The organism is Acinetobacter sp. IRS14 (genome assembly GCF_034650275.1).
In the GTDB taxonomy this organism is placed as follows: domain Bacteria; phylum Pseudomonadota; class Gammaproteobacteria; order Pseudomonadales; family Moraxellaceae; genus Acinetobacter; species Acinetobacter oleivorans.
In genome coordinates this window covers 25,138-48,824 of sequence record NZ_JAOVFN010000024.1, presented here as the reverse complement: position 1 = coordinate 48,824, position 23,687 = coordinate 25,138, and the positions used below count along the sequence as shown (strand labels likewise).

General features: G+C 37.7%; 21 protein-coding genes and 1 pseudogene. 13 read left to right on the top strand and 9 right to left on the bottom strand.

Annotated elements, in window-relative coordinates; all coding sequences use genetic code 11:
• Nucleotides 1-301: 301 nt before the first annotated feature.
• Nucleotides 302-853 carry a peptidylprolyl isomerase gene (locus ODQ17_RS16645; RefSeq protein ID WP_322905012.1) on the bottom strand — a complete coding sequence of 184 codons (552 nt, stop codon included), beginning with the start codon at nt 851-853 and terminating at the stop codon, nt 302-304.
• A 149-nt stretch (nt 854-1,002) separates the two neighbouring features.
• On the bottom strand, nt 1,003-2,073 hold the full coding sequence (locus ODQ17_RS16640; protein WP_322905011.1) for an alpha/beta hydrolase: 1,071 nt from the start codon (nt 2,071-2,073) through the stop codon (nt 1,003-1,005).
• A 211-nt stretch (nt 2,074-2,284) separates the two neighbouring features.
• On the opposite strand from ODQ17_RS16640, the gene ODQ17_RS16635 reads away from it, so the two are divergent.
• Complete coding sequence (locus ODQ17_RS16635; RefSeq protein WP_322905010.1) at nt 2,285-2,653, top strand: hypothetical protein; 369 nt, start codon at nt 2,285-2,287, stop codon at nt 2,651-2,653.
• A gap of 166 nt (nt 2,654-2,819) precedes the next feature.
• On the opposite strand, the gene ODQ17_RS16630 is transcribed toward ODQ17_RS16635, so the two are convergent.
• Nucleotides 2,820-3,050, bottom strand: coding sequence for a hypothetical protein (locus ODQ17_RS16630; RefSeq protein ID WP_000733015.1), 231 nt, complete (start codon nt 3,048-3,050; stop codon nt 2,820-2,822).
• Between the two features lie 391 nt (nt 3,051-3,441).
• Nucleotides 3,442-4,308: an MBL fold metallo-hydrolase gene (locus ODQ17_RS16625; RefSeq protein ID WP_322905009.1), complete on the bottom strand. Its 867-nt coding sequence runs from the start codon at nt 4,306-4,308 to the stop codon at nt 3,442-3,444.
• A 107-nt stretch (nt 4,309-4,415) separates the two neighbouring features.
• On the opposite strand from ODQ17_RS16625, the gene ODQ17_RS16620 reads away from it, so the two are divergent.
• The 6 genes and pseudogenes from ODQ17_RS16620 to ODQ17_RS16595 all read left to right on the top strand — a co-directional run bounded on the left by ODQ17_RS16620 (nt 4,416) and on the right by ODQ17_RS16595 (nt 10,900).
• The gene (locus ODQ17_RS16620) at nt 4,416-5,309 is read left to right on the top strand and encodes a LysR family transcriptional regulator (RefSeq protein WP_250629496.1); all 894 of its coding nucleotides are present in this window, start codon (nt 4,416-4,418) and stop codon (nt 5,307-5,309) included.
• Nucleotides 5,310-5,471: 162 nt separating this feature from the next.
• Complete coding sequence (grpE, locus tag ODQ17_RS16615) at nt 5,472-6,026, top strand: nucleotide exchange factor GrpE (RefSeq protein WP_004795539.1); 555 nt, start codon at nt 5,472-5,474, stop codon at nt 6,024-6,026.
• A gap of 118 nt (nt 6,027-6,144) precedes the next feature.
• Nucleotides 6,145-8,085 (top strand): molecular chaperone DnaK, encoded by a 1,941-nt coding sequence (dnaK, locus tag ODQ17_RS16610; protein ID WP_004795542.1) that lies wholly within the window; start codon nt 6,145-6,147, stop codon nt 8,083-8,085.
• Nucleotides 8,086-8,414: 329 nt separating this feature from the next.
• Nucleotides 8,415-9,332 carry a matrixin family metalloprotease gene (locus tag ODQ17_RS16605; RefSeq protein WP_322905008.1) on the top strand — a complete coding sequence of 306 codons (918 nt, stop codon included), beginning with the start codon at nt 8,415-8,417 and terminating at the stop codon, nt 9,330-9,332.
• 111 nt (nt 9,333-9,443) lie between these two features.
• Nucleotides 9,444-10,424: pseudogene (locus ODQ17_RS16600) on the top strand (M57 family metalloprotease).
• 101 nt (nt 10,425-10,525) lie between these two features.
• On the top strand, nt 10,526-10,900 hold the full coding sequence (locus ODQ17_RS16595; RefSeq protein ID WP_003656007.1) for a hypothetical protein: 375 nt from the start codon (nt 10,526-10,528) through the stop codon (nt 10,898-10,900).
• Nucleotides 10,901-10,961: 61 nt separating this feature from the next.
• Here the strand turns inward: ODQ17_RS16595 and ODQ17_RS16590 are convergent, their stop codons facing one another.
• The 4 genes from ODQ17_RS16590 to ODQ17_RS16575 all read right to left on the bottom strand — a co-directional run bounded on the left by ODQ17_RS16590 (nt 10,962) and on the right by ODQ17_RS16575 (nt 15,252).
• Entirely contained in the window at nt 10,962-12,254 is a 1,293-nt protein-coding gene (locus tag ODQ17_RS16590; RefSeq protein WP_322905007.1) for a lytic murein transglycosylase, read from the bottom strand.
• Between the two features lie 702 nt (nt 12,255-12,956).
• Nucleotides 12,957-14,078, bottom strand: a complete 1,122-nt coding sequence (locus ODQ17_RS16585; RefSeq protein WP_004795549.1) for a 5-(carboxyamino)imidazole ribonucleotide synthase — start codon at nt 14,076-14,078, stop codon at nt 12,957-12,959.
• Nucleotides 14,079-14,087: 9 nt separating this feature from the next.
• On the bottom strand, nt 14,088-14,603 hold the full coding sequence (gene purE, locus ODQ17_RS16580; protein ID WP_002115451.1) for a 5-(carboxyamino)imidazole ribonucleotide mutase: 516 nt from the start codon (nt 14,601-14,603) through the stop codon (nt 14,088-14,090).
• A gap of 286 nt (nt 14,604-14,889) precedes the next feature.
• Nucleotides 14,890-15,252 (bottom strand): DMT family protein, encoded by a 363-nt coding sequence (locus tag ODQ17_RS16575; protein WP_014207671.1) that lies wholly within the window; start codon nt 15,250-15,252, stop codon nt 14,890-14,892.
• A 240-nt stretch (nt 15,253-15,492) separates the two neighbouring features.
• Here ODQ17_RS16575 and mpl point away from each other — a divergent pair, with 240 nt between their 5' ends.
• On the top strand, nt 15,493-16,866 hold the full coding sequence (gene mpl, locus ODQ17_RS16570; RefSeq protein WP_322905006.1) for a UDP-N-acetylmuramate:L-alanyl-gamma-D-glutamyl-meso-diaminopimelate ligase: 1,374 nt from the start codon (nt 15,493-15,495) through the stop codon (nt 16,864-16,866).
• 70 nt (nt 16,867-16,936) lie between these two features.
• Here the strand turns inward: mpl and ODQ17_RS16565 are convergent, their stop codons facing one another.
• Nucleotides 16,937-18,187 carry a low temperature requirement protein A gene (locus ODQ17_RS16565; protein WP_322905005.1) on the bottom strand — a complete coding sequence of 417 codons (1,251 nt, stop codon included), beginning with the start codon at nt 18,185-18,187 and terminating at the stop codon, nt 16,937-16,939.
• A 135-nt stretch (nt 18,188-18,322) separates the two neighbouring features.
• On the opposite strand from ODQ17_RS16565, the gene ODQ17_RS16560 reads away from it, so the two are divergent.
• The 5 genes from ODQ17_RS16560 to hpt all read left to right on the top strand — a co-directional run bounded on the left by ODQ17_RS16560 (nt 18,323) and on the right by hpt (nt 23,671).
• Entirely contained in the window at nt 18,323-18,919 is a 597-nt protein-coding gene (locus tag ODQ17_RS16560) for a phosphatase PAP2 family protein (RefSeq protein WP_322905004.1), read from the top strand.
• Between the two features lie 318 nt (nt 18,920-19,237).
• Entirely contained in the window at nt 19,238-20,194 is a 957-nt protein-coding gene (locus ODQ17_RS16555; protein ID WP_013199302.1) for a TerC family protein, read from the top strand.
• A gap of 297 nt (nt 20,195-20,491) precedes the next feature.
• Nucleotides 20,492-21,547: an aromatic ring-hydroxylating dioxygenase subunit alpha gene (locus ODQ17_RS16550; RefSeq protein ID WP_322905003.1), complete on the top strand. Its 1,056-nt coding sequence runs from the start codon at nt 20,492-20,494 to the stop codon at nt 21,545-21,547.
• 56 nt (nt 21,548-21,603) lie between these two features.
• The gene (gene guaD / locus ODQ17_RS16545) at nt 21,604-22,926 is read left to right on the top strand and encodes a guanine deaminase (protein WP_005308391.1); all 1,323 of its coding nucleotides are present in this window, start codon (nt 21,604-21,606) and stop codon (nt 22,924-22,926) included.
• A gap of 217 nt (nt 22,927-23,143) precedes the next feature.
• Nucleotides 23,144-23,671: a hypoxanthine phosphoribosyltransferase gene (hpt, locus tag ODQ17_RS16540; RefSeq protein ID WP_004795560.1), complete on the top strand. Its 528-nt coding sequence runs from the start codon at nt 23,144-23,146 to the stop codon at nt 23,669-23,671.
• The last annotated feature ends 16 nt before the right edge of the window (nt 23,672-23,687 follow it).

Genomic DNA, 23,687 nt, shown 5'->3' with positions numbered 1-23,687 from the left:
CGATCGATCAATCAGTAAAAATCCACACAAGTTGTTCTTCAATTCTCTTAATGATTTTTTCTGCTCTTCGTCAGAGACAGAATTCAACGCAATACTAAGTTTTCATCTTAACCCTGTAAGCTAAGATATTCTCGTGTATCGCGTCGGGATGAGTGCATTATAGGGAAAAAAAACTGGTACGCAAGCACTTTTCTAAATATATGTGTTCGACCGACTCTTTTTTACCCAACAAAAAAACAAAAAAGCCAAAATAATTAATTAAGTTATTGATAATAAACAATAAATATTAAATTATTTATTTTTATTCTTTTTTGATTTTCACTTCTATTATCTTAATAGGTTGTTTAGGAACGTTCTGATGTATGCCATCATTGGTTGTAGGTACCTTTACAATACGGTCAACCACATCCATTCCTTTAGTTACTTTTCCGAAAACTGCATAACCTGGGTTACCAGCCGAACGATTTAGAAAATTGTTATCTGCGACATTAATAAAGAATTGACTAGTAGCAGAGTCAGGATTTGCAGTACGAGCCATTGCTAAAGTTCCGCGGGTGTTAGCAATTCCATTTCCGGCTTCGTTTTTGATTGGTGCTCGGGTTGTCTTTTCCTGCATATTTGCAGTAAGTCCACCGCCCTGCACCATGAAACCAGGAATTACGCGATGGAAGATCGTATCTTTATAAAAGTTCGACTTTATATAGGTTTTAAAATTCTTTACGCTGATTGGGGCTTTCTCGTCATAAAGTTGTATTTCTATGTTGCCTAAATTTGTTTGCATTTCAACTAAAGTGTCAGCCCAAACTGAATGACTGCTTAGACCTAAGCAACATAGCATTAATAATTTTTTCATATCTTCCTACAGTAAAATGCAAAACTTAATAGAGGTTAAATTTAATCGTCTATATAAAAGAATTCTAGTGAGTATTTATTATCTTTTATTTAAGGCCTAATATTTTGGATGTGCCCATGTTCCACGTGAAACATGGACTAAACTTTTATTTAGCTATTTTTATCCCAAAATTTTCTAAAGTTTTTACTGAACTCAATGGTGTACCGTTTGGCTTTTTTGGAAATAGGCGTCAAATTTATAAAACCATGAGTTTGATCTGAATATTCTTCATAATGCATTTTGACACCATTTTGGCGTAGCTTATAGCTATAGATTTTTCCTTCATCATGTAATACATCATGCCCAGCAGTAATCACAAAAGCCGGAGGATTCTTCTTCAAGTTGCCGTAGGTTGGAGAAATAATTGGATCATCTAGTTCTACGTTATGCTGGGTTGCATAATATTGAGTGACATTATTGATATCATTATCCGTCAAAACCAATCCTTCGTTATAGGCATAGAAGGAAGGATGTCGACTCTTGAAATCGACGGCAGGGTAAATAAGAAGTTGGGCCTGAGGAGCATAAGGTTTATTTACTGATCTTTGAGCCACGACTGTACTGATGTTTCCACCAGCACTATCCCCTGCTACCGCAATTCGACCTTTTAATATTTTTAACTGTCTACGATTTTGATATACCCAAGCTAAAGCATCTTCACAAGATTGGATTAAATGCTGAGGAGAAACCTCAGGTGCTAGAGGGTAATCGATACTGAGTACTTGTACTTTTGCATATTTTGCCAATATACGACAAACCTCATCATGAGTATCTAAACCACCAACAACAAATCCTCCTCCATGATAGAAAACAATAAAAGGGAGTTTTTTATTCGGTGCTGGATGATAGTGTCTCGCAAAAACGGTTCCACTTTGGAGTGGTAAACGGATATCTTCTACTAAGTCAATCTCTGTTGACTTGTGGCGTATAGCCAGCATTTGCGTATCGAACTGCCTTCTAGATTCAATTGGGTCTGAACCAATGAAACCGATATGACCCTGTTTAATTTGTACAGCCATCATACATTTAGTAAATGAGTCGAGATCTGGATATTGATAAGAATATCCAAGAATTTTAGCAAGTGATTCTTGAGCTAATCGAGGTAACTTATCAAGAGCTCGAGCAGCAGGCCCTTGGCCCTTTTCTAGCAATGTTTGAATTTTTTGATTAAATGCTGTCATGCCTATCTCCATGAATTCCTCTTATCCTTCATATTTTCTACAGAATTCTGTTGTTATTTGACTATATTCGCATACAACTCATGTAATCAAGATACAAAGGTAAAACCCAAATTACGCTAATCTGATTTCAAGCAAATGTCATTAACAAATCTGTCACTTAAAACAGGACTTTTTTGCCAATTATTGTTAACAGACAAAAAGAGGTACGATTATGTCAACAAAACTAGTTGTTACTTTATTAGCAACCAGTCTTTTAACTGTAGGCTGTGTGGCTTATACGGACGACCCTTCTTATCGTGGTGGTTATGGTTACCATGATCATGATAGTAATCGCTATGATCGCAATGATGGACGTCGATATAACGATTGGGAACGGAAACGCTGGGAAGAACGTCAAAGAATATATGAACAACAACGAAGAGTTGCTCGCGAACAAGATCGAAATCGTCATGAATGGGATAAAAGACGCCATGACGAGGATAAGAAACGCTGGGATGACGATAAAAGACGCCACGAGTGGGATAAAAAACGGGTAGAAGATCGTGATCATAATCGTCGAGATTCTCGTCATGATGACTAAATTCATTACTATATAAAAAGCCCCAATAAGCTACGTCTTTTGGGGCTTTTTTGAGAATTCTAAACTCTCTTAATTATAGAGTAATGAGTAGCAGCTCACTTCATACATAAATCGGCATCTTAAATATATGACTCTATAATCTTTTAACTATTCTTATCACTAAGAATTACTGAGCTGTTGCAGAACCTGAAACAGAACCAGAAGCACCAGCATCAACTTGACCTGGTTGTGCTTGGCCAGAAACGCCCGCATCAACACCTACACCAGCTTGTACGCCAGATGGGCTAGCACTTGTTTGAGCAGAACCTGATGCGTTTAAACCAGCTTCAGATGCACAACCAACAGCTGTAAAAGCAACACCAGCAAGTACTACAGAGATAAGACCTAATTTTTTCATAATCGCTTTCCTTTCATTACGACAAACACTTAAATGCAAAGATCATCTTCGCGCTGCCTATAATTCACAATTTTTTTTTCTGGCGTGCGTATCATTGGTTGTCTTTTGTAGTAATAGAAGTACAAATTGTGCAATTTTTTATTAAATTCGCTTCCTTACTCTTAGCTCTATCTTTTATATAAAACTAGCAACTTAAGCTTTTGTTTAATTTTATCAATTTTTAATTTTTATCTGAGCCTTTTGCTCTCCTCAAAAAAATTCTCTTTATAGAAACGCTATATAAGGTGCGTAGAATGTTACAGAGGTTTTTTGCTTAAAAATTCCTATTCTCATTAAAAAAGCCGGGTATAAACCACGGCTTCTCTAAAAATTTACGATATTTCGATTTAAATTACGGCCACTGCATCTCGCCTTTTACAACTTTTGCACCCAGCTCTAGGCTATCCACACTTTTTAATGTTGGATATTGTTTTTGCATGAGTTGACTCAGCTCACTCGCATTTTTACTTACTTTAACGGCTTTCTCATAGCTCTTGAGATAGTCGATCGAAAAGTTAACCGCATCCAAACCTTGTGGAGCTCCCTCAACCATATGGGCAGGAACAACCGTCTGAGGTTGTAGTGATTTAATGTTTTCTAGCGTTTGAATTACTTCATTACGGTCTTTAACTTTTGGTGTATCTGCCATCCATAAATGAATACCTGAAGATACAGGAATACCACCTACTACTGCCTTAGAAGAAGGAATCCATAAATAAGTGAGTTCTTTCTTACCTTTAATCTCGATTGACTCATTCTCTAGCTTTAAAGTTTTAGCAGTATAAGCTTGAGGCACAATAATTCGGCTAGGCACATTTGCACCCATTTGTGGACCCCAATACTTCAATTTGAGCGCTTGAGTATCTTGAATATGTTTAACAGTTTCCGGCGTTGCGATGATTTGTACATTTGGGAAGTATTGTTTAAATACGTCTAAGCCAAAGTAATAATCTGGATCGCCATAGCTTACAAAAATTGTTTTGAGCGTTTTACCGCTATCAATAATGTCTGCAGCAATACGTAATGCTTCAGATTTTGAGAATTGCGCATTAACCAATAGAACTTCTTTATCGCCTTCAATTAAAGTAGAGGTCACACCAAAATGTTCGGGTTTAGCTAGAAAACTTTGGATTTTTAGATCTTGTGCAAAAGCAGAGGAAGCCATTGTCAAAGCTGTGGCAGTTGCTAGGGCTGAAGCAGTTAATTTAAAAAATTTCATTATGTATTCTCCAATTTCATGAGAAATACTTTAAATTGCAATTTCTGTAAGGTAAATGCACTAAATTAAGATAAACTGTTGCATATATTGTAATAATGATAATGCATATGGACACATTAAAAGCCATACAAGTCTTTGTTTCTATTGCTCAGCATGGCAATTTAACCAAAGCCGCAGAACACCTGAATTATTCCCGTGCGATGGTTTCTCGTTATCTTGAGCATCTTGAACACACATTCTCAACTCGACTATTTCAAAGAAATACACGAAAAATATCACTCACACCAGCAGGTGAAAAAGCCCTCCTCTACTGCGAAAATATTTTACAACAACAGCAACTTCTACAAGAGCTGGCAGCACCCGAGCAACATAACGGTACGATTCGCTTTACCTGTGGTTTGTTTTTATTTCAATTAGGGGTTGGGGAATGTATTCGTCAATTTAAACAGCAACATCCACATATTCAATTTGATGTATATCTGACTGAAAATACGATGGACTTAATTGATGCTCAGGTCGATCTAGCTTTACGTATAACCCAAAAAGTTGCAGATGGTTTAATTGCACGACCTGTTTGCCAAATCGAGTCCGTTTTCTGTGCACATCCTGATTATTTAAAACAGCACAGCCCCCTCTCCCATCCAAGGCAACTTATTCAACATGAATGTTTAGCTCACCATAGCCAACATCAATTTTGGACACTTTTTGATGAAGAGCAACAACCCCAGAATTATCCTTTAAACGTGACCTTTAAAAGTAATGATGTAAATGCTGTTTATGACATGTGTGTACATGCTCAAGGTGTGGCAATGTTGCCCTCACTATTAGTTAAAAAAGATTTAAAAGAAAAAAGACTAGTTCCTTTATTTAAAAACTTTTCAGCTCCGGAATTAAGTTTGTCAGTGGTATATGCATCGAGGCAACATTTACCCAAAATAACGCAGGAATTTATTGCTTTTATGATCGAAAATTTAGATTTTTACTTAAAACCGCAAAATTAAAAGTTTTAAATTGCCGTGTACGCTTGAATTTTTAGGCAATGCCCATACTTCATCCCTATTAATGAATTACAGCATATGCATGGCAGTTCAGGTTTTACCCAGTAAATGCTGATGCCAAAAGGACTGTACATGTTTAAAAACCCATTTAAACGGAGATCATCAATGGCTAATGAGCAAAACGAGCAAGCTCAAGACATTCAACACGAGCAAGCAGAGCAATCTAATGAGCAAACTCAGGCTGAAGGTGTAGAGCAAGCAAACGACGTTACCGTTGAATCTTTACAAGCGCAAATCACCAAATTAGAAGAAAGCCTGAAACTTGAAAAGGCACGTACAGCAAATGCTGTTTACGAAGCACAAAAAAGTGTAGAGCGTATTCAACGTGAGTCTGATAAGCATAAAGAAACTGTGCTTGAAAAATTTGCTAAAGAATTACTGGATTCTGTAGACAATCTAGAGCGTGCAATTCAAGCAGCGGGTGATGAAGAAACACCAGTACTTGAAGGTATCAAATTAACCTTAAAGTCACTGTTAACTGCGCTTGAGAAATTTGGCGTTGTAGAAGCTGATACTAAAAATGGTTTCAATGCAGATTTACATCAAGCAGTAGGTATTGATCCTAATGCTAAAGCAAATGAAATCGGTACTGTTTTACAAAAAGGCTATACGTTAAATGGCCGCTTATTGCGCCCTGCTATGGTTATGGTTGGTCAATAAGTAAATTTTTGAGAGTTTTTAGATTTTTTTTAGCTAAAACGCTTGAAAAAAATAGATTCACTCTCATATCGGATAACAAGCAAAAACATTGCAAAAGAATTTTTGAGGAAAACGTCACATGGCAAAAATTATTGGTATTGACTTAGGTACTACCAACTCATGCGTTGCTGTACTTGAAGGCGATAAAGTAAAAGTAATCGAAAACGCTGAAGGCGCACGTACAACTCCATCGATCATCGCTTATAAAGATGGCGAGATCTTAGTAGGTCAAAGTGCTAAGCGTCAGGCAGTAACTAACCCGAAAAATACATTATTCGCTATTAAGCGTTTAATTGGTCGTCGTTATGAAGATCAAGCGGTACAAAAAGATATTGGTCTTGTACCTTACAAAATCATCAAAGCTGACAATGGTGATGCTTGGGTTGAAGTAAATGACAAAAAATTAGCACCTCAACAGATCTCTGCTGAAATCTTGAAAAAGATGAAAAAAACTGCAGAAGACTATTTAGGTGAAACAGTTACAGAAGCAGTTATTACTGTTCCTGCTTACTTTAACGATGCTCAACGTCAAGCAACTAAAGATGCGGGTAAAATCGCTGGCTTAGACGTTAAACGTATCATCAACGAACCAACTGCTGCTGCACTTGCGTTCGGTATGGACAAAAAAGAAGGCGACCGTAAAGTTGCAGTTTACGACTTAGGTGGTGGTACTTTTGACGTATCAATCATTGAAATCGCAGACCTTGATGGCGACCAACAAATCGAAGTGTTATCAACAAACGGTGATACTTTCCTTGGTGGTGAAGACTTTGATAACGCGTTAATTGAATTCTTGGTTGAAGAATTCAAGAAAGAACAAAGTGTGAACTTGAAAAATGATCCACTTGCGTTACAACGTTTGAAAGAAGCTGCTGAAAAAGCAAAAATTGAGCTTTCTTCATCAAATGCAACTGAAATTAACCTTCCATATATCACTGCCGATGCAACTGGTCCTAAACACTTAGTGATCAACGTAACTCGTGCAAAACTTGAAGGTTTAGTTGCTGATTTAGTTGCTCGTACAATTGAGCCTTGCCGTATCGCGCTTAAAGATGCTGGTCTTTCGACTTCTGACATCTCTGACGTAATCTTGGTTGGTGGTCAGTCTCGTATGCCACTTGTACAACAAAAAGTACAAGAATTCTTTGGTAAAGAGCCACGTAAAGACGTGAACCCTGACGAAGCAGTTGCAATCGGTGCTGCAATTCAAGGTGCGGTATTGTCTGGTGACAAAACTGACGTTCTTTTATTAGACGTAACGCCATTAACTTTAGGTATTGAAACAATGGGTGGTGTATTAACACCAATCATTGAGAAAAACACGACGATTCCTGCGAAGAAATCACAAGTGTTCTCTACTGCTGCTGACAATCAGCCTGCTGTAGATATTTCTGTTTACCAAGGTGAACGTAAGATGGCTCAACAAAACAAATTGTTGGGTAACTTCCAATTAGGTGACATTCCGCCTGCTCCACGCGGTGTGCCACAAATTGAAGTATCTTTCGACATCAATGCTGATGGTATCTTGAAAGTATCTGCTAAAGATAAGAGCACTGGTAAAGAGCAATCGATCCAGATTAAAGCAAACTCAGGTTTGTCTGATGCTGAAATCGAAGCAATGATTAAAGATGCAGAAGCGAATGCTGAAGAAGACCGTAAGTTTGAAGAACTTGCAAAAGCTCGTAACGAAGCTGATGCATTAATTTCAAGCTCGAACAAAGCAGTTAAAGATCTTGGTGACAAAGTTACTGAAGATGAAAAAACAGCTGTAAGCACTGCCGTTTCTGAACTTGAAGCAGCAACAAAAGAAAATGATGTAGAAGATATCAAAGCTAAAACTGAAGCTTTACAAAACATCTTGATGCCTATCACTCAACGTGCTTATGAACAAGCGCAACAAGCTGGTGGTGCTGAAGGCTTTGATCCAAATGCATTCCAAGGTGGTGATGCGGGTCAACAAAAAGCTGATGATGGTGTTGTAGATGCAGAGTTTACTGAAGTTAAAGATGACAAAAAATAATTTGTTTCTTTAATAAAAACCGCGCTTAGGCGCGGTTTTTTATTGGTTACAAAAAATAACAATACGTTTTTTCATATATTTTTAAATTATTTAATGTCAAAAAAGTCAATTATAAAAACTAATGTATTCATTATAAAAAAGATTTTCTAAACAAAAATACATTGTTACTTATTACATTAATTATTCCATTATTGCCAAGTCTAAAAACATCTTTTTAAATTTTTCTACCAAGATCACAAAGCTCTCCCACTCTCCTGTACTTTTTATCATTTTGACGAATTAAATTAAGTAGCTAACAATAAGATTTTATTTATATTTTTTATTTTACCATGAAAAAAATTCTATGGTGGGGATTAAGCTTATGTTTATGCATAGGCTTTCAAACGACGAGCTTTGCTCAAAATAATCTAGCAATGGGTTCCTCTAATCAACCTTTAAAGTATCGAATTGCTTTTATTGATCCACGGTTTCAATTAACTCGAGAAAAATTAGTTGAGATTAGCCAACAAGCTGCTGAAATCTGGCATAAAGAGACTGGAAAAACCTATTTTATCTATGATTCAGAAGCTCAGTTGGCAATTAACTTAATTTATGATGAGCATCAACTGATGAAAAGCGAGCAACAGGAAAATTTGAATGTACTTTTGCAAAAGCAGGAAATATGGCGTCTTAAAAATGAAGAAATTATTTTAAATAAACAAGAAATTGATCAGCTATCGTCTGATTTAAACAAAAGAAAGATCAATCTGAAAGCTGAGTTTGAGCAATATCAACAAGACGTAATACGCTTTAACCAAGGAGAACATCAATACTATCGTGCTGATGAGCTAAAAGAGCAGCAAAATCAACTCCAGCAAAAATCTGGAAATCTACAAAACGAATCAAATAGTTTAAATTATAAAATTCAACTACTTAATCTAAAAATTAGGGAACTCAATCAAGAGCAAAATGATTTAAGCTCTCTAAAAACACGATTCAAACTTGAACAAAAAGCCAGTATTCAACCCTTCCATAAAGGCTTATTCAGCCAAAACCAAATTCAAATTTACGGTTACGCTTCTTTAAATGATTTACGTTTAACCCTTGCTCATGAGTTTGGCCATGCATTAGGACTAAAACATACTACTGATCCTAAATCATTAATGTATCCACGGTTAAAAGAGCAAGATCTCCATAATTTCAAATTAACAGATTCCGATTTACAGTTATTAGGCTCAATTTATAGTTCAATTAAGGAAAATCATTAAAGTTAAATAATTAAAAAAACTAAACAAAACCAAACTAAATGAATTTTTTCTAAAAAATAATTTGGCATTTGGTAAAAAATAATGAGACTAAAGTCTCATTTATTTATCTAAATCGTACGTTTTTTGATTGATTTTTCATTTTATATTCTTATAATACGTTTTTTTTAAAATCTCCCCCCTTCGATTATGCGTTTAACATCTTTGTTATTAGGCGTAGCCTTTGCTTTTTCTAATTTTCAGGCTAATGCTAATCTTGCTACACCAGCTCACACTCAAATTCAGCAAAAAGCAGGTCAACATTTGACTTATAAAATTGCTGATATTGATCCACGTTTTGGTTTAAGCCAAGACCAATTAATTCAAATTAGCCAACAAGCTGCGGATATTTGGAAGCAAGGTACTGGACAGGATTATTTTACTTATGATCCAAATGCAAAGTTAGAAATTCGTTTAGTTTACGATAATAGCCAGAGTCGTTCTGAACAGCGTCAAAAAATTGCTGCTCAGTTTCAGCAAGAACAGCAACGTGTAATTGATGAACAGCAACAAATTAAGCAATTGAAACAAACTCTTGGCCAAACTCAATCTGACCTTGAAAATAAGAAGCAGATTTTGAATGGCAAATTGAAAAATCTTGACGAGCAAATGATGCAGCTTAACCAAGGCAAATTGGCACCTGAATACAGTGCTAAATCTTTGGCTAAAACTCAGAAAGATTTGCAAAAACAAACTGTTGCTTTAAAGAAAGAAATTGCTGCATATAATGAGCAAGCTAAAGATTTAAATGTCAAAGTTACTCACTTTAATCAGATTAACAATGAGTTCAACAATTCCTTGACCCAATTTAAGCAAAATGCCCAAGCTGATGTCTTTAAAAAAGGTATTTATAATGGCAAGCAAATTGTGATTTATGAGTTTAAGTCTATTGATGATTTACGTTTAACAATTGCTCATGAGTTAGGACATGCGCTTGGTTTAAAACATAGCGATCAACCAAATGCATTAATGTACTCAGTACGTAAAGATGGTGATAGAAAAGTCACTGGTCTTACAGATGCTGATCGTGATCTATTAAGTGCTTTACCTCAATAATTAAGGACTTGATATAAAATGATGTATCTATTTCTAGGTAGATACATCGAAATTCATATCAAAGTCATGTTATTGTGGTCATAAGAGCTAACTAAAATAGAATGGAGATCAAGATGAGTTACTATCATATCCTGATTGAAGTAAATGATCATATCAGCACAATTGAACAAACACGTGATATTGAACTGTTTGATATTATTGAAATTAAACCATACCTCCATTCTATTCTAATTCCCTTTTTCAATGAGCATGAAATCGAGCTTGAAGATGAAAATATCGAATATAAAGATATTCTACATCTTGAAGTGAAACAGACTCTGTTACCGATTGAACATTTAATTGAAGAAGAACAAAAGCAATTACCAAGTGATACAGATGTTACGATCACTGCGTATGAAATCTTTAATGATCGAGATTTAAGCCAAGATGTCACTTCAGTTATTTTTGATATTTTAGAAGCGGTAAAATTAGATTAGCAATCTAATACAAATACTTATAAAAAGGTCTGCACATGCAGACCTTTTTTATATCTTCATTTTATTGCATCATTTTTTGGGCTTGTTCTTGGCGAAATGCGCGTAAGATTTGTTGCCCTGCTCGTCCTGATGGATTTAAACCTAAACGAGTTTGCTCCTGACGAATAGCTACACGGGTTTTATCCCCAATAAGACCATCAACTGCACCAATATCGTAGCCGCGATTAATCAAAAACTGTTGGATTTCACGACGTTCAGCGCGCGAAGTTCCTGGATCATCAGTTGGCCAAGAGGCTGCAAAAGGACGAGCGCCTTTTAAACGATCAGATAGATGGGCAATTGCAAGACCATAACTTTCCGCTGCGTTATAACTATAGATAGCATCAAAATTCTTAAATACTAAAAATACTGGACCATTTACACCTGCTGGTGTCATTAAACCTGCCGAAGTACTGCCAGATAAAGCTCCTTGAACAAGTGGAGAGCCGTCAATTCGAGTTACACCTCGTGCACTCCAGCTACTTAATGCTTTCTTTGAGCGTCGCCCTTCTCCATCAATTGACATGCCTTGAGGAACTTTTACTTCAAAACCCCATGGCATTCCTGTTTGCCAACCAGCTTTATTTAAGAAATTAGCCGTTGATGCCAATGCATCTACAGTACTCGACACTAAATCGCGACGACCATCTCCATCAAAATCAACAGCTAAACGCTCATAGGTCGATGGCATAAATTGTGTATGTCCAAACGCCCCAGCCCAAGAACCTTTCAGTTGATCTTCGGTTAAGTCACCACGCTGCAAAATACGCATGGTGGCAAAAAATTCAGTACGGAAATAACTTTGTCGACGACCTTCACAACTTAAAGTTCCGAGCGCTTGTAATAAAGGATATTTTCCAGAAATATCACCAAAATTACTTTCTACACCCCACACTGCCACAATTGTTTCTGGTGGCACGCCGTAAGTTTGAGAAGCACGATTTAAAACATCGCGATGTTGCGCCAGTTTTTGTTTTCCAAGCTCAACACGCTCTTCATCGACTAAGCCAGAAAGATAATCCCAAATTGGTGTCGAAAATTCTGGTTGATAGTTTAATTTATCAATAACTGAATAATCTGGAGTTAAGTTTTGAGTATAACGGTCATAAGTTGTTCCCGAGACTCCCGCAGCAATTGCTTGAGAACGCAAATTTGCCAAACAACTTTGGAAATTATTATTAGGCGTATAATCTTCGCTAGTTACTACTGGAACAGTAGCATTGCTAGATATTGTAGAACCATTAATTACGAGCTCTGCTTGAGCCTGAGTCATTGCTAAAAATACAGAGCCAACAATACAAGAAAAACGTCGCATATTATCCCAGTTTCAATTTTTGAATTTAAATTTTTAAGTACCATACCATTATGAGTCTAAAATTTCAGAGAGAAAACGTAAATTTGAATTCATAATCTCTTCTTTAAATTCATTTTCAGTGTTTTAAATTCAAATTTCCCACTTTATTTTAAATTTAAAACTTCCCCGATGTGCATCACCAGTTTTGAATTCAAAACAATAGCGCATAGTTTAAATTCAAAAGCCTTACTTTAAATTTAAACTATAACGCAGGCGTTTCTGTGGATAAACTTATCCACAATCAAGCAAAAACAGCACTCTTTATTGATTCCATTCTATATTTCATTATTCTTAATGACACGAAAAATCCAACCACCCAAACAATCTATATTTTTAAATTCAAAAATCGCGCAATAATTTAAATTCAAACTTACCGCATTATTTTAAATTTAAAACACTTCAACAAACACCATTAATTTTTGAATTCAAAAACTATGAGATCTATCGTCAGCTACAAATCAAACACTCTTGTGGATAACTAACTTTAAATTCAAAACAATCAAGCTTCACTTTTTAAATTTAAAAATACCATCAATATTTAAATTCAAAAATTTTCACAAAAAGTTATCCACAAATAAGAAATTGCTCAGGATTTATTATTTTTTAAATTTAAAAGATAAAAAAAGCGATCCGAAGATCGCTTTTTAGAGAATTAGAAATGCTTTAGAGCGTCATATCCGCTGTTAAAGCGAGTGGTTCTGGCAAAATTTCTGCTAATTGACGGCATAAATTCGTCAATTCATTACTATCCACAGGCATTAAAGTGATATGGCCTAACTTACGACCAGCACGTTCAGACTTATTATAAAGGTGCAGATGAGCACCATTTAAGGCAAGTACATCTTCAGTTTTAGGATGCTGACCAATAATATTGATCATAACCGTTGGGCGAACAACATCTGTTGAACCCAATGGTAGACCTGCAACAGCTCGAATATGGTTTTCAAACTGAGAACAAACAGCACCTTCAATGGACCAGTGACCTGAGTTATGCACTCGCGGTGCCATCTCATTTGCACATAAACCTTGTTCTGTCACAAACAGCTCTAGAGTCAGCACGCCAACATAGTTAAGGTGATTCAACAAACGAGTAATGTAGTCTTGAGCCACAGGTTGCAAAGCTTCGCTATTCGGTGCCGGAACAATTGAATGCGATAAAATGCCATTATGATGGTGATTTTCAGCCAGTGGCCAAGTTTTTACTTCACCATTTTGGCCGCGCACCGCAATAATTGAAACTTCACGAGAGAATTTAACAAAGCTTTCGGCAACTAGACTTTTTGCAGGCCCAAGTTCAGCCCAAGCAGTATCAATCTGGTCTTCTGAACGAAGTACAAACTGACCTTTACCGTCATATCCACCAGTTGCAGTCTTAAGCACAATCGGTAAACCAAGCTCAGCAACAGCCTTTTTCAAGCTTTCTAGACTATCTACAGCACGATACGGCGCAACAGGAATAGTAAGCTCATCAAACAACGCTTTTTCTGACAAACGATTTTGCGCAGTTGCTAAAGCAACACGGGGAGGGTGCAATGCTTTGGTTTGTGTTAAAACATCCACATCTTCAACGGGCGTATTTTCAAACTCAAGACTAAAAACATCAGCACTTTCAATAAACTGCTTTAAGCCTTGCTCATCTTGGCTAGAAAAGACTTGGCCTAGAACACCTGCAGGACAATCTGTATTTGCTTCAAAAAAAGTACACTGAATATTTAATGGTAACGCTGCTTGAGCCATCATTCGGCCAAGTTGTCCACCACCAAAAATACCGATAGTTTTATCCATCTCAGCCTCTTACACCTGACCCGGAATATTTTTGCTTGCAACTTTATCAGTTTGCGCAGCGCGGAAATCAGCAACATTTTTTGCGATTTCAGGACGAGTTAAACCTAAGATTTGTGCCGCCATAATTGCAGCATTCGTCGCACCAGCTGGACCAATTGCTAAAGTACCAACGGCGATACCAGCTGGCATTTGTACGATTGAAAGCAAAGAATCTACGCCATTTAAAATTGATGATTTAACTGGCACACCCAAAACTGGTAAATCAGTTTTTGCGGCACACATTCCAGGTAAATGCGCTGCACCACCTGCACCAGCAATAATCACTTGAATACCGCGATCACGCGCAGTTTCTGCGTATTCAAATAAACGGTCTGGAGTACGATGAGCAGATACCACTTCCGCTTCAAATGGGACACCAAGCTGTTTAAGCATATTGGCTGTGTTTTCGAGAGTTGCCCAATCAGATTGAGAACCCATAATAATTCCAACGAGAGGTTGAGCGTCTTGTGCTGCGGCCGCATTCATTGCTAATGTTCCAGAGACAAAAGTAAAAGAAGATAAATCTCGACGAGAGCCAAGTTTTAAATGGTTCGGAAGCCCATTATTATAGACTGATTTTTCATCTCACGAAAATTTAACTGACCAGCTCTGCGAATATTTTTAATCTGATAGAAAAATGTCATGCTTTAACAATGACACATTCTCAATTTTTATTAATATTATTTAAACATCCTGCAAGATAAACAGGCATTTGGAAGAGCAATGGCTTATTGCAAAGTAGAAAAAATCATTCAATGCAAGCCATTGCAACTTACTGGCTTCTAAATACGAAGTAGACACAACCAAATAAACATACCATCGCCCACAAATAATCCAGTTTAAATGGTTGTTTAAACAAGAAAAGCATAAACGGTACAAACACAATCAGTGTGACCACTTCCTGTGTAATTTTCATTTCACCGAGTAACCAGCCTTGTGCACTCAGCATACGAGTTGCCGGAATCATAAAACTATATTCAAGCAGGGCTATAATCCAACCAAATAAAATCGCTTGCCAAAGTGGAGCATGGTGCAAAAATTTAAGATGCCCATACCATGCAAGTGTCATAAAGCAGTTAGAAATAATTAATAGCGTAAAAGCTAAAACCGTTGGGCTCAAAGGCACATCCTTCATCTTTACGATGATTTAAGTATTTTAAAGATACAAAACATTATAAAAGATAAAACTGTAATTCAGCTTAAATCGAAAAAATAAAGATGAGCTTTTGTTAGGGCCTCAAACACATAGAACAACAACGATTTTTGACTATCTTTTCGAGTTTAGCCTTGCTATCGTTGCTGGCAAATTTATCAATAATGCACACACAGTCATTCATACGAATATTGTGTACAAAAGCAGTGGAGAAGGCGAGCAATGCATCTGCATATCTTGGGTATTTGTGGCACTTTTATGGGCTCTTTAGCACTTTTAGCTCGTGATTTAGGACATAAGGTAACCGGTTCCGATTCAAACGTTTACCCACCAATGTCTACCCAGTTAGAAAACGCAGGCATTACCCTCATGCAAGGCTACGATCGTAGTCATTTACAGCCTCACCCAGATTTAGTCATTGTCGGAAATGCCATGAAACGTGGTATTGATGCCGTGGAATATATGCTTAACGAAGGTTTGCCATATATTTCTGGTCCTCAGTTCCTTGCTGATCACGTTTTACAAGGCAAACATGTCCTTGGTGTGGCGGGTACTCATGGTAAAACCACGACTACCACCATGCTGGCTTGGGTACTTGATCAGGCTGGTTTAAATCCGGGCTTTTTAATTGGTGGTGTTCCACTTGGTTTTAGTGAAAGCGCTCGTTTAGGCGGTGGAAAATACTTCTGCGTTGAAGCCGACGAATATGACTCTGCTTTCTTTGATAAGCGTTCTAAGTTTGTTCACTATCACCCAAAAACGGCGATTTTAAACAACCTTGAATTTGACCATGCCGATATTTTTGATGACCTAGCAGCGATTCAAAAGCAATTCCATCATCTTGTTCGTACCATTCCAAGTGAAGGCCGCATTATTGCGCCAATTACTGAAACTCATATTGATGAAGTGCTTGAAATGGGTTGCTGGACACCAGTAATTCGTACAAGTTTAGAAGCGAATGAAAAAGCTGCATTGTCTGCCGAATTAATCTCAATTGATGGCAGCCATTTTAAAGTACTCGAAAATGGCAATGTCGTTGGCGAAGTTAAATGGACCATGACAGGGCAACATAGCGTAGCGAATGCTTTGGCAACGATTGCAGCCGCTCAACATGTAGGTGTTACGCTTGAACAAGCTTGTGAAGCTTTGTCTAACTTTGGCGGTGTAAAACGTCGTATGGAGTTACTCGGTACCGTGAATGGTATTGAGGTTTATGATGACTTTGCTCACCATCCAACAGCAATTGACACCACTTTAGATGGTGCACGTAAACGCCTAGGCGAACGCCGTTTATGGGCCATTATTGAACCGCGTTCAAATACCATGCGTATGGGCAGCCATAAGGATGGCTTAGCGCATTCTGCACGCTTAGCAGATGACGTTATCTGGTACCAGCCAGAAGGTTTAGACTGGGATTTACAACCTGTAATTGAAGCTGCATCAAACCGTGCTCAAGTGAGCCGCTCTCTTGATGAAATTATTGAGCGTATTGTCAATGAAGCAGGTGAGGGCGATGCCGTTGTGATTATGTCTAATGGTGGCTTTGGTGGCTTACATCAAAAACTCATGAGCGCATTAAAAGCAAAAGCTGCTTAACTTCCGCTTTATATGATTCAATAAAAAAACGGGTTTCAAATTGAAACCCGTTTTTTTATATCAATTATTTTTAAACTTTTTCTGGCTCTATATTGGTCATAAATTTATTAGAAACGATTAAACGTAAACTATAGACAATACCCATCGCAAAAACGCTATATCCCACGTTATTACAAATAAATGGAATACATAAAATAATAAGCGCGGTGATCGGGTAAAACCATTTCGTGATTCCAGATAAACATTGGAACTCGTAAAGTATCCAAATACAGGTGGTATAGAGCACCACACTCACCGCAACAACTATTCCCATATATAAATCAGAAATATGTGCGTGATGGGTTGTGACATCCACTGCGGCAGCAAGCGCTGCACCCACCGCAGCAATACTGATAAAAACAAAATAATGACCATATCCCCATACAAATGGGCGTACACCTTTAACATGATGATGCTGTTCACTGCGATCAAAATAAGCCCACCACATTGCGAACATCAACATCAATCCACCGATCATTAAGAAAACGGCTGGGATATTCATTGACTGAGCGGCTAAGGCGTCACGTATGGCATTAAAACTACCGACAATTGATTCACCCAGAACAATAATCGTGAGTAAAGCATAACGTTCTACAATGTGATGAGGATGCCACGGCGTTGGTGAATATTTTTCTGCATAGATAGGAATAAATAATTCCATCGCAACCAGAAATAAAAATAAAGGAACTGAAAGTATGTGCGCAAAATTAGCAACGAGCCAACCCACCTGAACCAAGACAATACCTACCGCATAGCGATAGGCGGTAATTCGCCGCTCTGGATCATGTTTTGCTGCACGTAACCACTGGGTAACCAGTGCCATGCGCATGATCACATAACCAATAATGATGATGTCAAAATCCTGACTACGAAATACATCAGGAATACCAGCGGCCATCACCAATGACCCCACAATTTGTACAAAGGTAAGGCATCGATACAATGCATCGTCGTTATCGTAAGCTGAAGCAAACCACGAAAAATTCATCCATGCCCACCACAGCGAAAAAAATACCATCAGGTAGCTTGGTAATGCATGCCAGAGGTGATTTTCAATAATCGCGTGATGTAACTGCTGACCCGCTGTTGCAATCGCGACCACAAAAATTAAATCGAACAATAATTCGAGGGGAGTTGCTGCTCTATGCGGCTGTTTTGGATCTCTTGGAGATAGGGGCCTCAAACTTAATTTTTTCTGTTTTTCTTGAGTAGTCATAAAATAACGTTCTCGAATAAAGTGCCAACACGTTAACACTTTAATATTAACGCCCAGAACACGCATTAAAAAATATCTAGACCTGCTGTTTAATCTTTACTCACAAACAAACTATATTTCATTTTTGTGACAATTCTTTATCAAGACAATAGGCTTAATTCTTTATCATAGCCCACGTTTTTGTTCTTGTTTGGAATATGAATGTCTTTAGAAACACTCAACCTTAGCTTATTCCATGTGATTAATGGTGCTCAGGATGCGAGTCAATTTATCATTCGTCTTGCTATCTTTTTTGCTAATGATCTCCTCTATATTCTTTTATTCATCCTTACATTTTTATGGTTCTATGGTGATCAAGATTTAAAAAATAGAGTCATTAAGTCTGTCTTTTTAACCTGCATATCCCTTTTAGTAGGTTACGTTATTTCTCTGTTTTATCATCACTCAAGACCGTTTGTGATGGGTGTTGGCACCACGTTTATCGAGCATGCGCCAACAGCATCTTTTCCAAGTAATCATATGCTGATTTTCAGTACCATTGCTCTGTCTTATTTGTTTGCTCAGCGCAAAATGATTGGAATCATTCTTTTATTCTTATCATTTGTGGTGGCATGGTCACGTATTTATTTAGGTGTGCATTTCCCTTTAGATATGTTGGGTGCTTTTATTGTCACGCTACTGGTCAATACGGCAGGTTATTACTTCTGGAATGCTTATGGTACAAGTTTGACCGCATTCTTTATTCACCTTTACCAGATTATATGCAAACCACTTTTAGACCGCGGTTTGATTAAATAATCCGTAGATCTTTTTTATATTAAAACCACGAGATTAAGTTCAGTTGCGTAATATAAAAAAATCTGCCATTCTATGTGAAATTGGATATGTTTTATCCAAAACAGAATTTAGTTTGACAAGGGGAGTAGCCTCCTCCAAACATAACAGCAATGTTATGTGTCAGATATCGTCAATACACTTTTATTAAAAAGTCGGTATCTGAGCATCGTGAAATTCATGATGTAGGCAAGACCTTGATCATGTTGATACAGATGTTTAATTCATCTGGCAACTGGTCGAGGTTTTTTTATGCCCAATTGCCGGATGTGAGGAGGATTTATGGAAACAATCGGCAATTTATGGCTGTACATAGCATTCTTTGGCATTGTCATTGTCATGCTTTTAGTGGACTTTTTAGGCTTTAAGCAAAAGCAAGGTCAGGATGTCTCAATTAAGCAAGCTGCGTACTGGAGCGTGGCGTGGGTAAGCGTCGCGGTCTTATTTGGTGGTGGTTTATGGCTATATCTACAGCAAACTGCTGGCGTGACCTTAGCAAATCAAAAAACCATGGAATACTTCGCAGGTTACTTACTTGAAAAGTCCCTCGCAATTGACAACGTTTTCGTTTGGTTAATGATTTTTGCGGCATTTGCTATTCCAGCTGCACTACAACGTAAAATTTTGCTCTACGGCGTATTAGGCGCAATCGTACTGCGTACTCTGTTTATCTTTATTGGCGCATGGTTTGTTCAAGAGTTTTCATGGGTGCTTTATATCTTTGGTGCGTTCTTGGTATATACAGGTTTCAAATTCTTAAAAGGCCAAGAAGAAGAAACCAATATTGAAGACATCAAAGCTTTAAAATGGTTACGTAAGCACATGCGTATTACGCCGCAGCTTGAAGGTGACAAATTCTTTGTACGTCAAAATGGTTTATTGTGGGCAACGCCGTTATTTTTAGTATTGATTTTGGTTGAAGCTTCAGACGTGATTTTCGCAGTAGACTCTATTCCTGCTATTTTCGCGGTAACCAGTGATCCATTTATTGTTTTAACAGCGAACTTAATGGCAATTTTAGGCTTACGCGCAATGTTCTTCTTGCTTGCTGGCGCTGCTTCTAAACTGCATTACTTACCATATGGTTTAGGCATCATCTTATTGTTCATTGGCGCGAAAATGTTGTTGCTTGATGTATTCCACATGCCAATCTGGATTTCTTTAAGCTTTATCGTAATAGTGTTAGCAATTACCGCTTATCTCTCTTTACGACACAACAAAAAGCAATTGCAGTCTTAATTCATCCTATAAAGGGATCTACATAAAAAAGCACTTTTAAAGTGCTTTTTTATTGGGTCTTGCTTGCGATCAATCAGTGCATTTTAAGTACTTAACAAATAATAAGCTTTCATGTTCAAAGCTAAATTAGAACAAAAATTCAAAAATATAATTAAATAAGTTTATGTATTTTAATAATTTTACTCTTATTTTCTTCATTAAAAATCAATATTGGCAAGCTCTTTGCATTTCCTAAAAAGAAAAAAGCCTAGATTTTAAGGGCTCGCGAGAGCCCTGATTTTTTTAAGGAGTGATGCCATGAATGCGATTCCAACTTTAACGCCCCTAGCAATGCCGTGTAACAGCAGTTTTGAAGCAAAAGATTGGGAAATTTTATCTACTCACTGGTATCCGGTTGCCCGTATTCAAGATGTCTCTACTGCACCACAAAGAGTGACGTTATTAGATGTGAATATGGCCCTATATAAGACAGAAAGTGGCGAAATTCATCTGGTCCGAGACATTTGCCCACATCGTGGTGTGCCTTTAACCAAAGGGTGGGTAGATGGTGAAGAAATTGTGTGTCCCTATCATGGTCTACGCTATAACACCGAAGGGAAGTGTACCCAAATACCAGCTCAACCTGAGTTAACCAAAATTTCTGATCGTTTTTCTCTTACCAAATTTCCAGTTGTTAAACGATATGGCTTGATTTGGACCAGTATTCAGAGTCGGGATGTTACTCGAGCTAATATTCCAGTATTAGATACTTGGGAGCATGCAGAACATCAATCAATTTTACCGCCTTTTGTCGATATTGGCGGTTCTAGTGGACGTCAACTTGAAGGGTTTATCGATGTCGCACATTTTGCCTGGGTACATCACAATGCCTTTGCGAATCGAGAGAATCCTATTGTCCCTAAATATCACACCGAATGTACTAGCTATGGCTTAAAAACGGTCTATATCAGCAATGTCAGTAACTATCCACACGAACTAAAACATCTCGAACCAGAAGGCTTTTTGTGGAAGCGCACCTTTGATGTTTATCCACCTTTTTCAGCCGTGCTTACGGTCGATTTTCCAGAAGGTGGGGTCTTAAAAATCTTGAATGCTTGTTGTCCTATCTCAAGTAATAAAACCCGTTTATTTGTTCCACTTACCCGTAACTTTGACCAAACAGGGGATTTAGAAAAAGTATATGCATTCAATGCCCAAATTTTTGCAGAAGACCAAGACATGGTCGAATCACAAAAACCAGAAGACCTGCCGCTTGATTTAATGATGGAAGCACATTTTGAAGCAGACCGTTCATCAACGACTTATCGACGGATTTTGGCTGAATGGGGACTAAGTAAACGTTATACCGTTTAAATATTGGCTAAGTGGGGTACAATCAATCGAAAAAAGTGAAAATATAAAGGCTTTCCATGTCATTGATCGCAAATACCACCGTTGTACGTGGTCGTTTTTTAGATATCCAGCAAACCGTCTCTGAGCCAACTGATATTCCAAATCAAGTGCGTTATTTAGAAGATGGTGTATTGATTAGTGAACATGGAAAAATCAAATGGTTTGGTGCATGGGAAGAAGCTCAAGCGCATCTTCCTGCTGGGGTTGAGGTTCAACATTACCCAGAACAATTGATTGTACCTGGCTTTATTGATACCCATATTCATTTTCCGCAAACTGAAATGGTGGGAGCTTACGGCGAACAACTTTTAAGCTGGCTCAATACCTATACTTTTCCAACTGAAATCCAGTTTCAAGACAAAGCATATGCTAATGAAATTGCCCAGTTCTTTGTTCAGGAACTCTTAAAACACGGTACAACCACGGCCCTCGTTTTCTGTACAGTTCATCCTGAGTCTGTTGATGCCTTATTTGAAGCCGCAGAACGCGTTCAGATGCGTTTAATCGCTGGTAAGGTACTCATGGACCGCAATGCCCCTGAAGCGCTTTGTGACACACCAGAAACGGCTTACAGTGACACCAAGGCACTCATTGAAAAATGGCATGGCAAGGGTCGTGCTCTGTATGCGATTACACCACGTTTCGCACCAACGTCTACACCTGAACAATTAGAAAGAGCAGGGCAGTTAAAACAAGAGTTTCCAGATGTTTATGTACATACCCATTTAAGCGAAAACAAAGATGAAATTGCTTGGGTGAAATCTTTATTTCCAGAACAAGCGGGCTATTTAGATGTTTATCAACATTATGGCCTAACTGGTAAACGTTCTGTTTTTGCTCATTGTGTTCACTTAGAAGATGAAGAATGGCAATGTATGCATGATACGCAGTCAGCTATCGCATTTTGCCCAACCTCAAACCTGTTTTTAGGCAGTGGTTTATTTCCATTGAAAAAAACTTGGGAAAAACAAGTGAAAGTAGGTTTGGGTACAGATATCGGTGCAGGTACATCATTTAGTTTGCTGCAAACTGTTAACGAGGCTTATAAGGTCCAGCAGTTACAAGGCGATAAACTTTCAGCTTATGAAGCGCTCTATCACGCGACACTAGGCGGAGCAAAAGCGCTTGATTTGCAGGACAAGTTAGGCAATTTCAACATCGGTAAAGAAGCAGACTTTGTGGTACTCAACCTTAAGCCAACTGCATTACAGCAACTTCGCCAGTCTAAATCCAAATCTGTTGAAGATTCGTTGTTTGCATTATTCACTTTAGGTGATGACCGTAATATTGAGGCGACTTATATTTATGGAAACCGTGCTTATCAAAAAGAAACAGCCTAATAAAAATCGGGCTGTTAAGTTTTTGTTATTATTTGGAATATGTGCTCTTGTATTAAAGCAGGATCGACATATTGCCCAAAATGATAAAATTTCAGAGTCATCAAAGGGTGCATGAAACATCATTTTGCTTTAAAATTTTACCATTAACTCAGATTTTAGAGGTGTTGCAGGTCAACACCTTTTTTATTTTTTCTTTTATATCTTGTAGGAATCTGACATGACTGTTGCAATGAGCATCATGATTTCAACCGAAGAAATTCAAGCAAAAGTCAAAGAGCTCGGCGAGCAAATTAACGCTCACTATGCAAATAGCGACAAAGAGTTAGTCCTGATTGGGCTACTGCGTGGTTCTGTTATTTTCATGGCAGACTTGTGCCGAACGATTACCAAACCGCATGAACTCGACTTTATGACAGTGTCTAGCTACGGCGGCGGTACGACTTCAAGTCGAGATGTTAAAATCTTAAAAGATCTTGATGGTGAAATTCGCGGTAAAGATGTACTGGTCGTTGAAGATATTATCGACTCAGGTAATACCTTAAGCAAAGTTATGGAAATGCTGCAAACTCGCGAACCAAATTCGATTCAATTGTGTACGTTAGTGAGTAAACCATCTCGCCGTGAAATTGATCTCGAAGTGAAATTTTTAGGTTTTGAAGTTGAAGACAAGTTTATTGTGGGTTACGGATTAGACTACGATCAAAAATATCGCCACTTACCATTTATTGGCGAAATTGGTTTATAAATTTCAAAAAAGTAGC

Coding starts and splice junctions, on each gene's coding strand:
- ODQ17_RS16575 (WP_014207671.1), bottom strand. CDS start 15,252: ATGAAGGATGTGCCTTTGAGCCCAACGGTTTTAGCTTTTACGCTATTA.
- ODQ17_RS16630 (WP_000733015.1), bottom strand. CDS start 3,050: ATGAAAAAATTAGGTCTTATCTCTGTAGTACTTGCTGGTGTTGCTTTT.
- ODQ17_RS16640 (WP_322905011.1), bottom strand. CDS start 2,073: ATGACAGCATTTAATCAAAAAATTCAAACATTGCTAGAAAAGGGCCAA.
- ODQ17_RS16635 (WP_322905010.1), top strand. CDS start 2,285: ATGTCAACAAAACTAGTTGTTACTTTATTAGCAACCAGTCTTTTAACT.
- dnaK (WP_004795542.1), top strand. CDS start 6,145: ATGGCAAAAATTATTGGTATTGACTTAGGTACTACCAACTCATGCGTT.
- mpl (WP_322905006.1), top strand. CDS start 15,493: ATGCATCTGCATATCTTGGGTATTTGTGGCACTTTTATGGGCTCTTTA.
- ODQ17_RS16585 (WP_004795549.1), bottom strand. CDS start 14,078: ATGGATAAAACTATCGGTATTTTTGGTGGTGGACAACTTGGCCGAATG.
- ODQ17_RS16645 (WP_322905012.1), bottom strand. CDS start 853: ATGAAAAAATTATTAATGCTATGTTGCTTAGGTCTAAGCAGTCATTCA.
- ODQ17_RS16560 (WP_322905004.1), top strand. CDS start 18,323: ATGTCTTTAGAAACACTCAACCTTAGCTTATTCCATGTGATTAATGGT.
- ODQ17_RS16565 (WP_322905005.1), bottom strand. CDS start 18,187: ATGCGTGTTCTGGGCGTTAATATTAAAGTGTTAACGTGTTGGCACTTT.
- ODQ17_RS16590 (WP_322905007.1), bottom strand. CDS start 12,254: ATGCGACGTTTTTCTTGTATTGTTGGCTCTGTATTTTTAGCAATGACT.
- ODQ17_RS16550 (WP_322905003.1), top strand. CDS start 20,492: ATGAATGCGATTCCAACTTTAACGCCCCTAGCAATGCCGTGTAACAGC.
- ODQ17_RS16625 (WP_322905009.1), bottom strand. CDS start 4,308: ATGAAATTTTTTAAATTAACTGCTTCAGCCCTAGCAACTGCCACAGCT.
- ODQ17_RS16595 (WP_003656007.1), top strand. CDS start 10,526: ATGGAGATCAAGATGAGTTACTATCATATCCTGATTGAAGTAAATGAT.
- ODQ17_RS16555 (WP_013199302.1), top strand. CDS start 19,238: ATGGAAACAATCGGCAATTTATGGCTGTACATAGCATTCTTTGGCATT.
- ODQ17_RS16605 (WP_322905008.1), top strand. CDS start 8,415: ATGAAAAAAATTCTATGGTGGGGATTAAGCTTATGTTTATGCATAGGC.
- grpE (WP_004795539.1), top strand. CDS start 5,472: ATGGCTAATGAGCAAAACGAGCAAGCTCAAGACATTCAACACGAGCAA.
- guaD (WP_005308391.1), top strand. CDS start 21,604: ATGTCATTGATCGCAAATACCACCGTTGTACGTGGTCGTTTTTTAGAT.
- purE (WP_002115451.1), bottom strand. CDS start 14,603: ATGAATGCGGCCGCAGCACAAGACGCTCAACCTCTCGTTGGAATTATT.
- hpt (WP_004795560.1), top strand. CDS start 23,144: ATGACTGTTGCAATGAGCATCATGATTTCAACCGAAGAAATTCAAGCA.
- ODQ17_RS16620 (WP_250629496.1), top strand. CDS start 4,416: ATGGACACATTAAAAGCCATACAAGTCTTTGTTTCTATTGCTCAGCAT.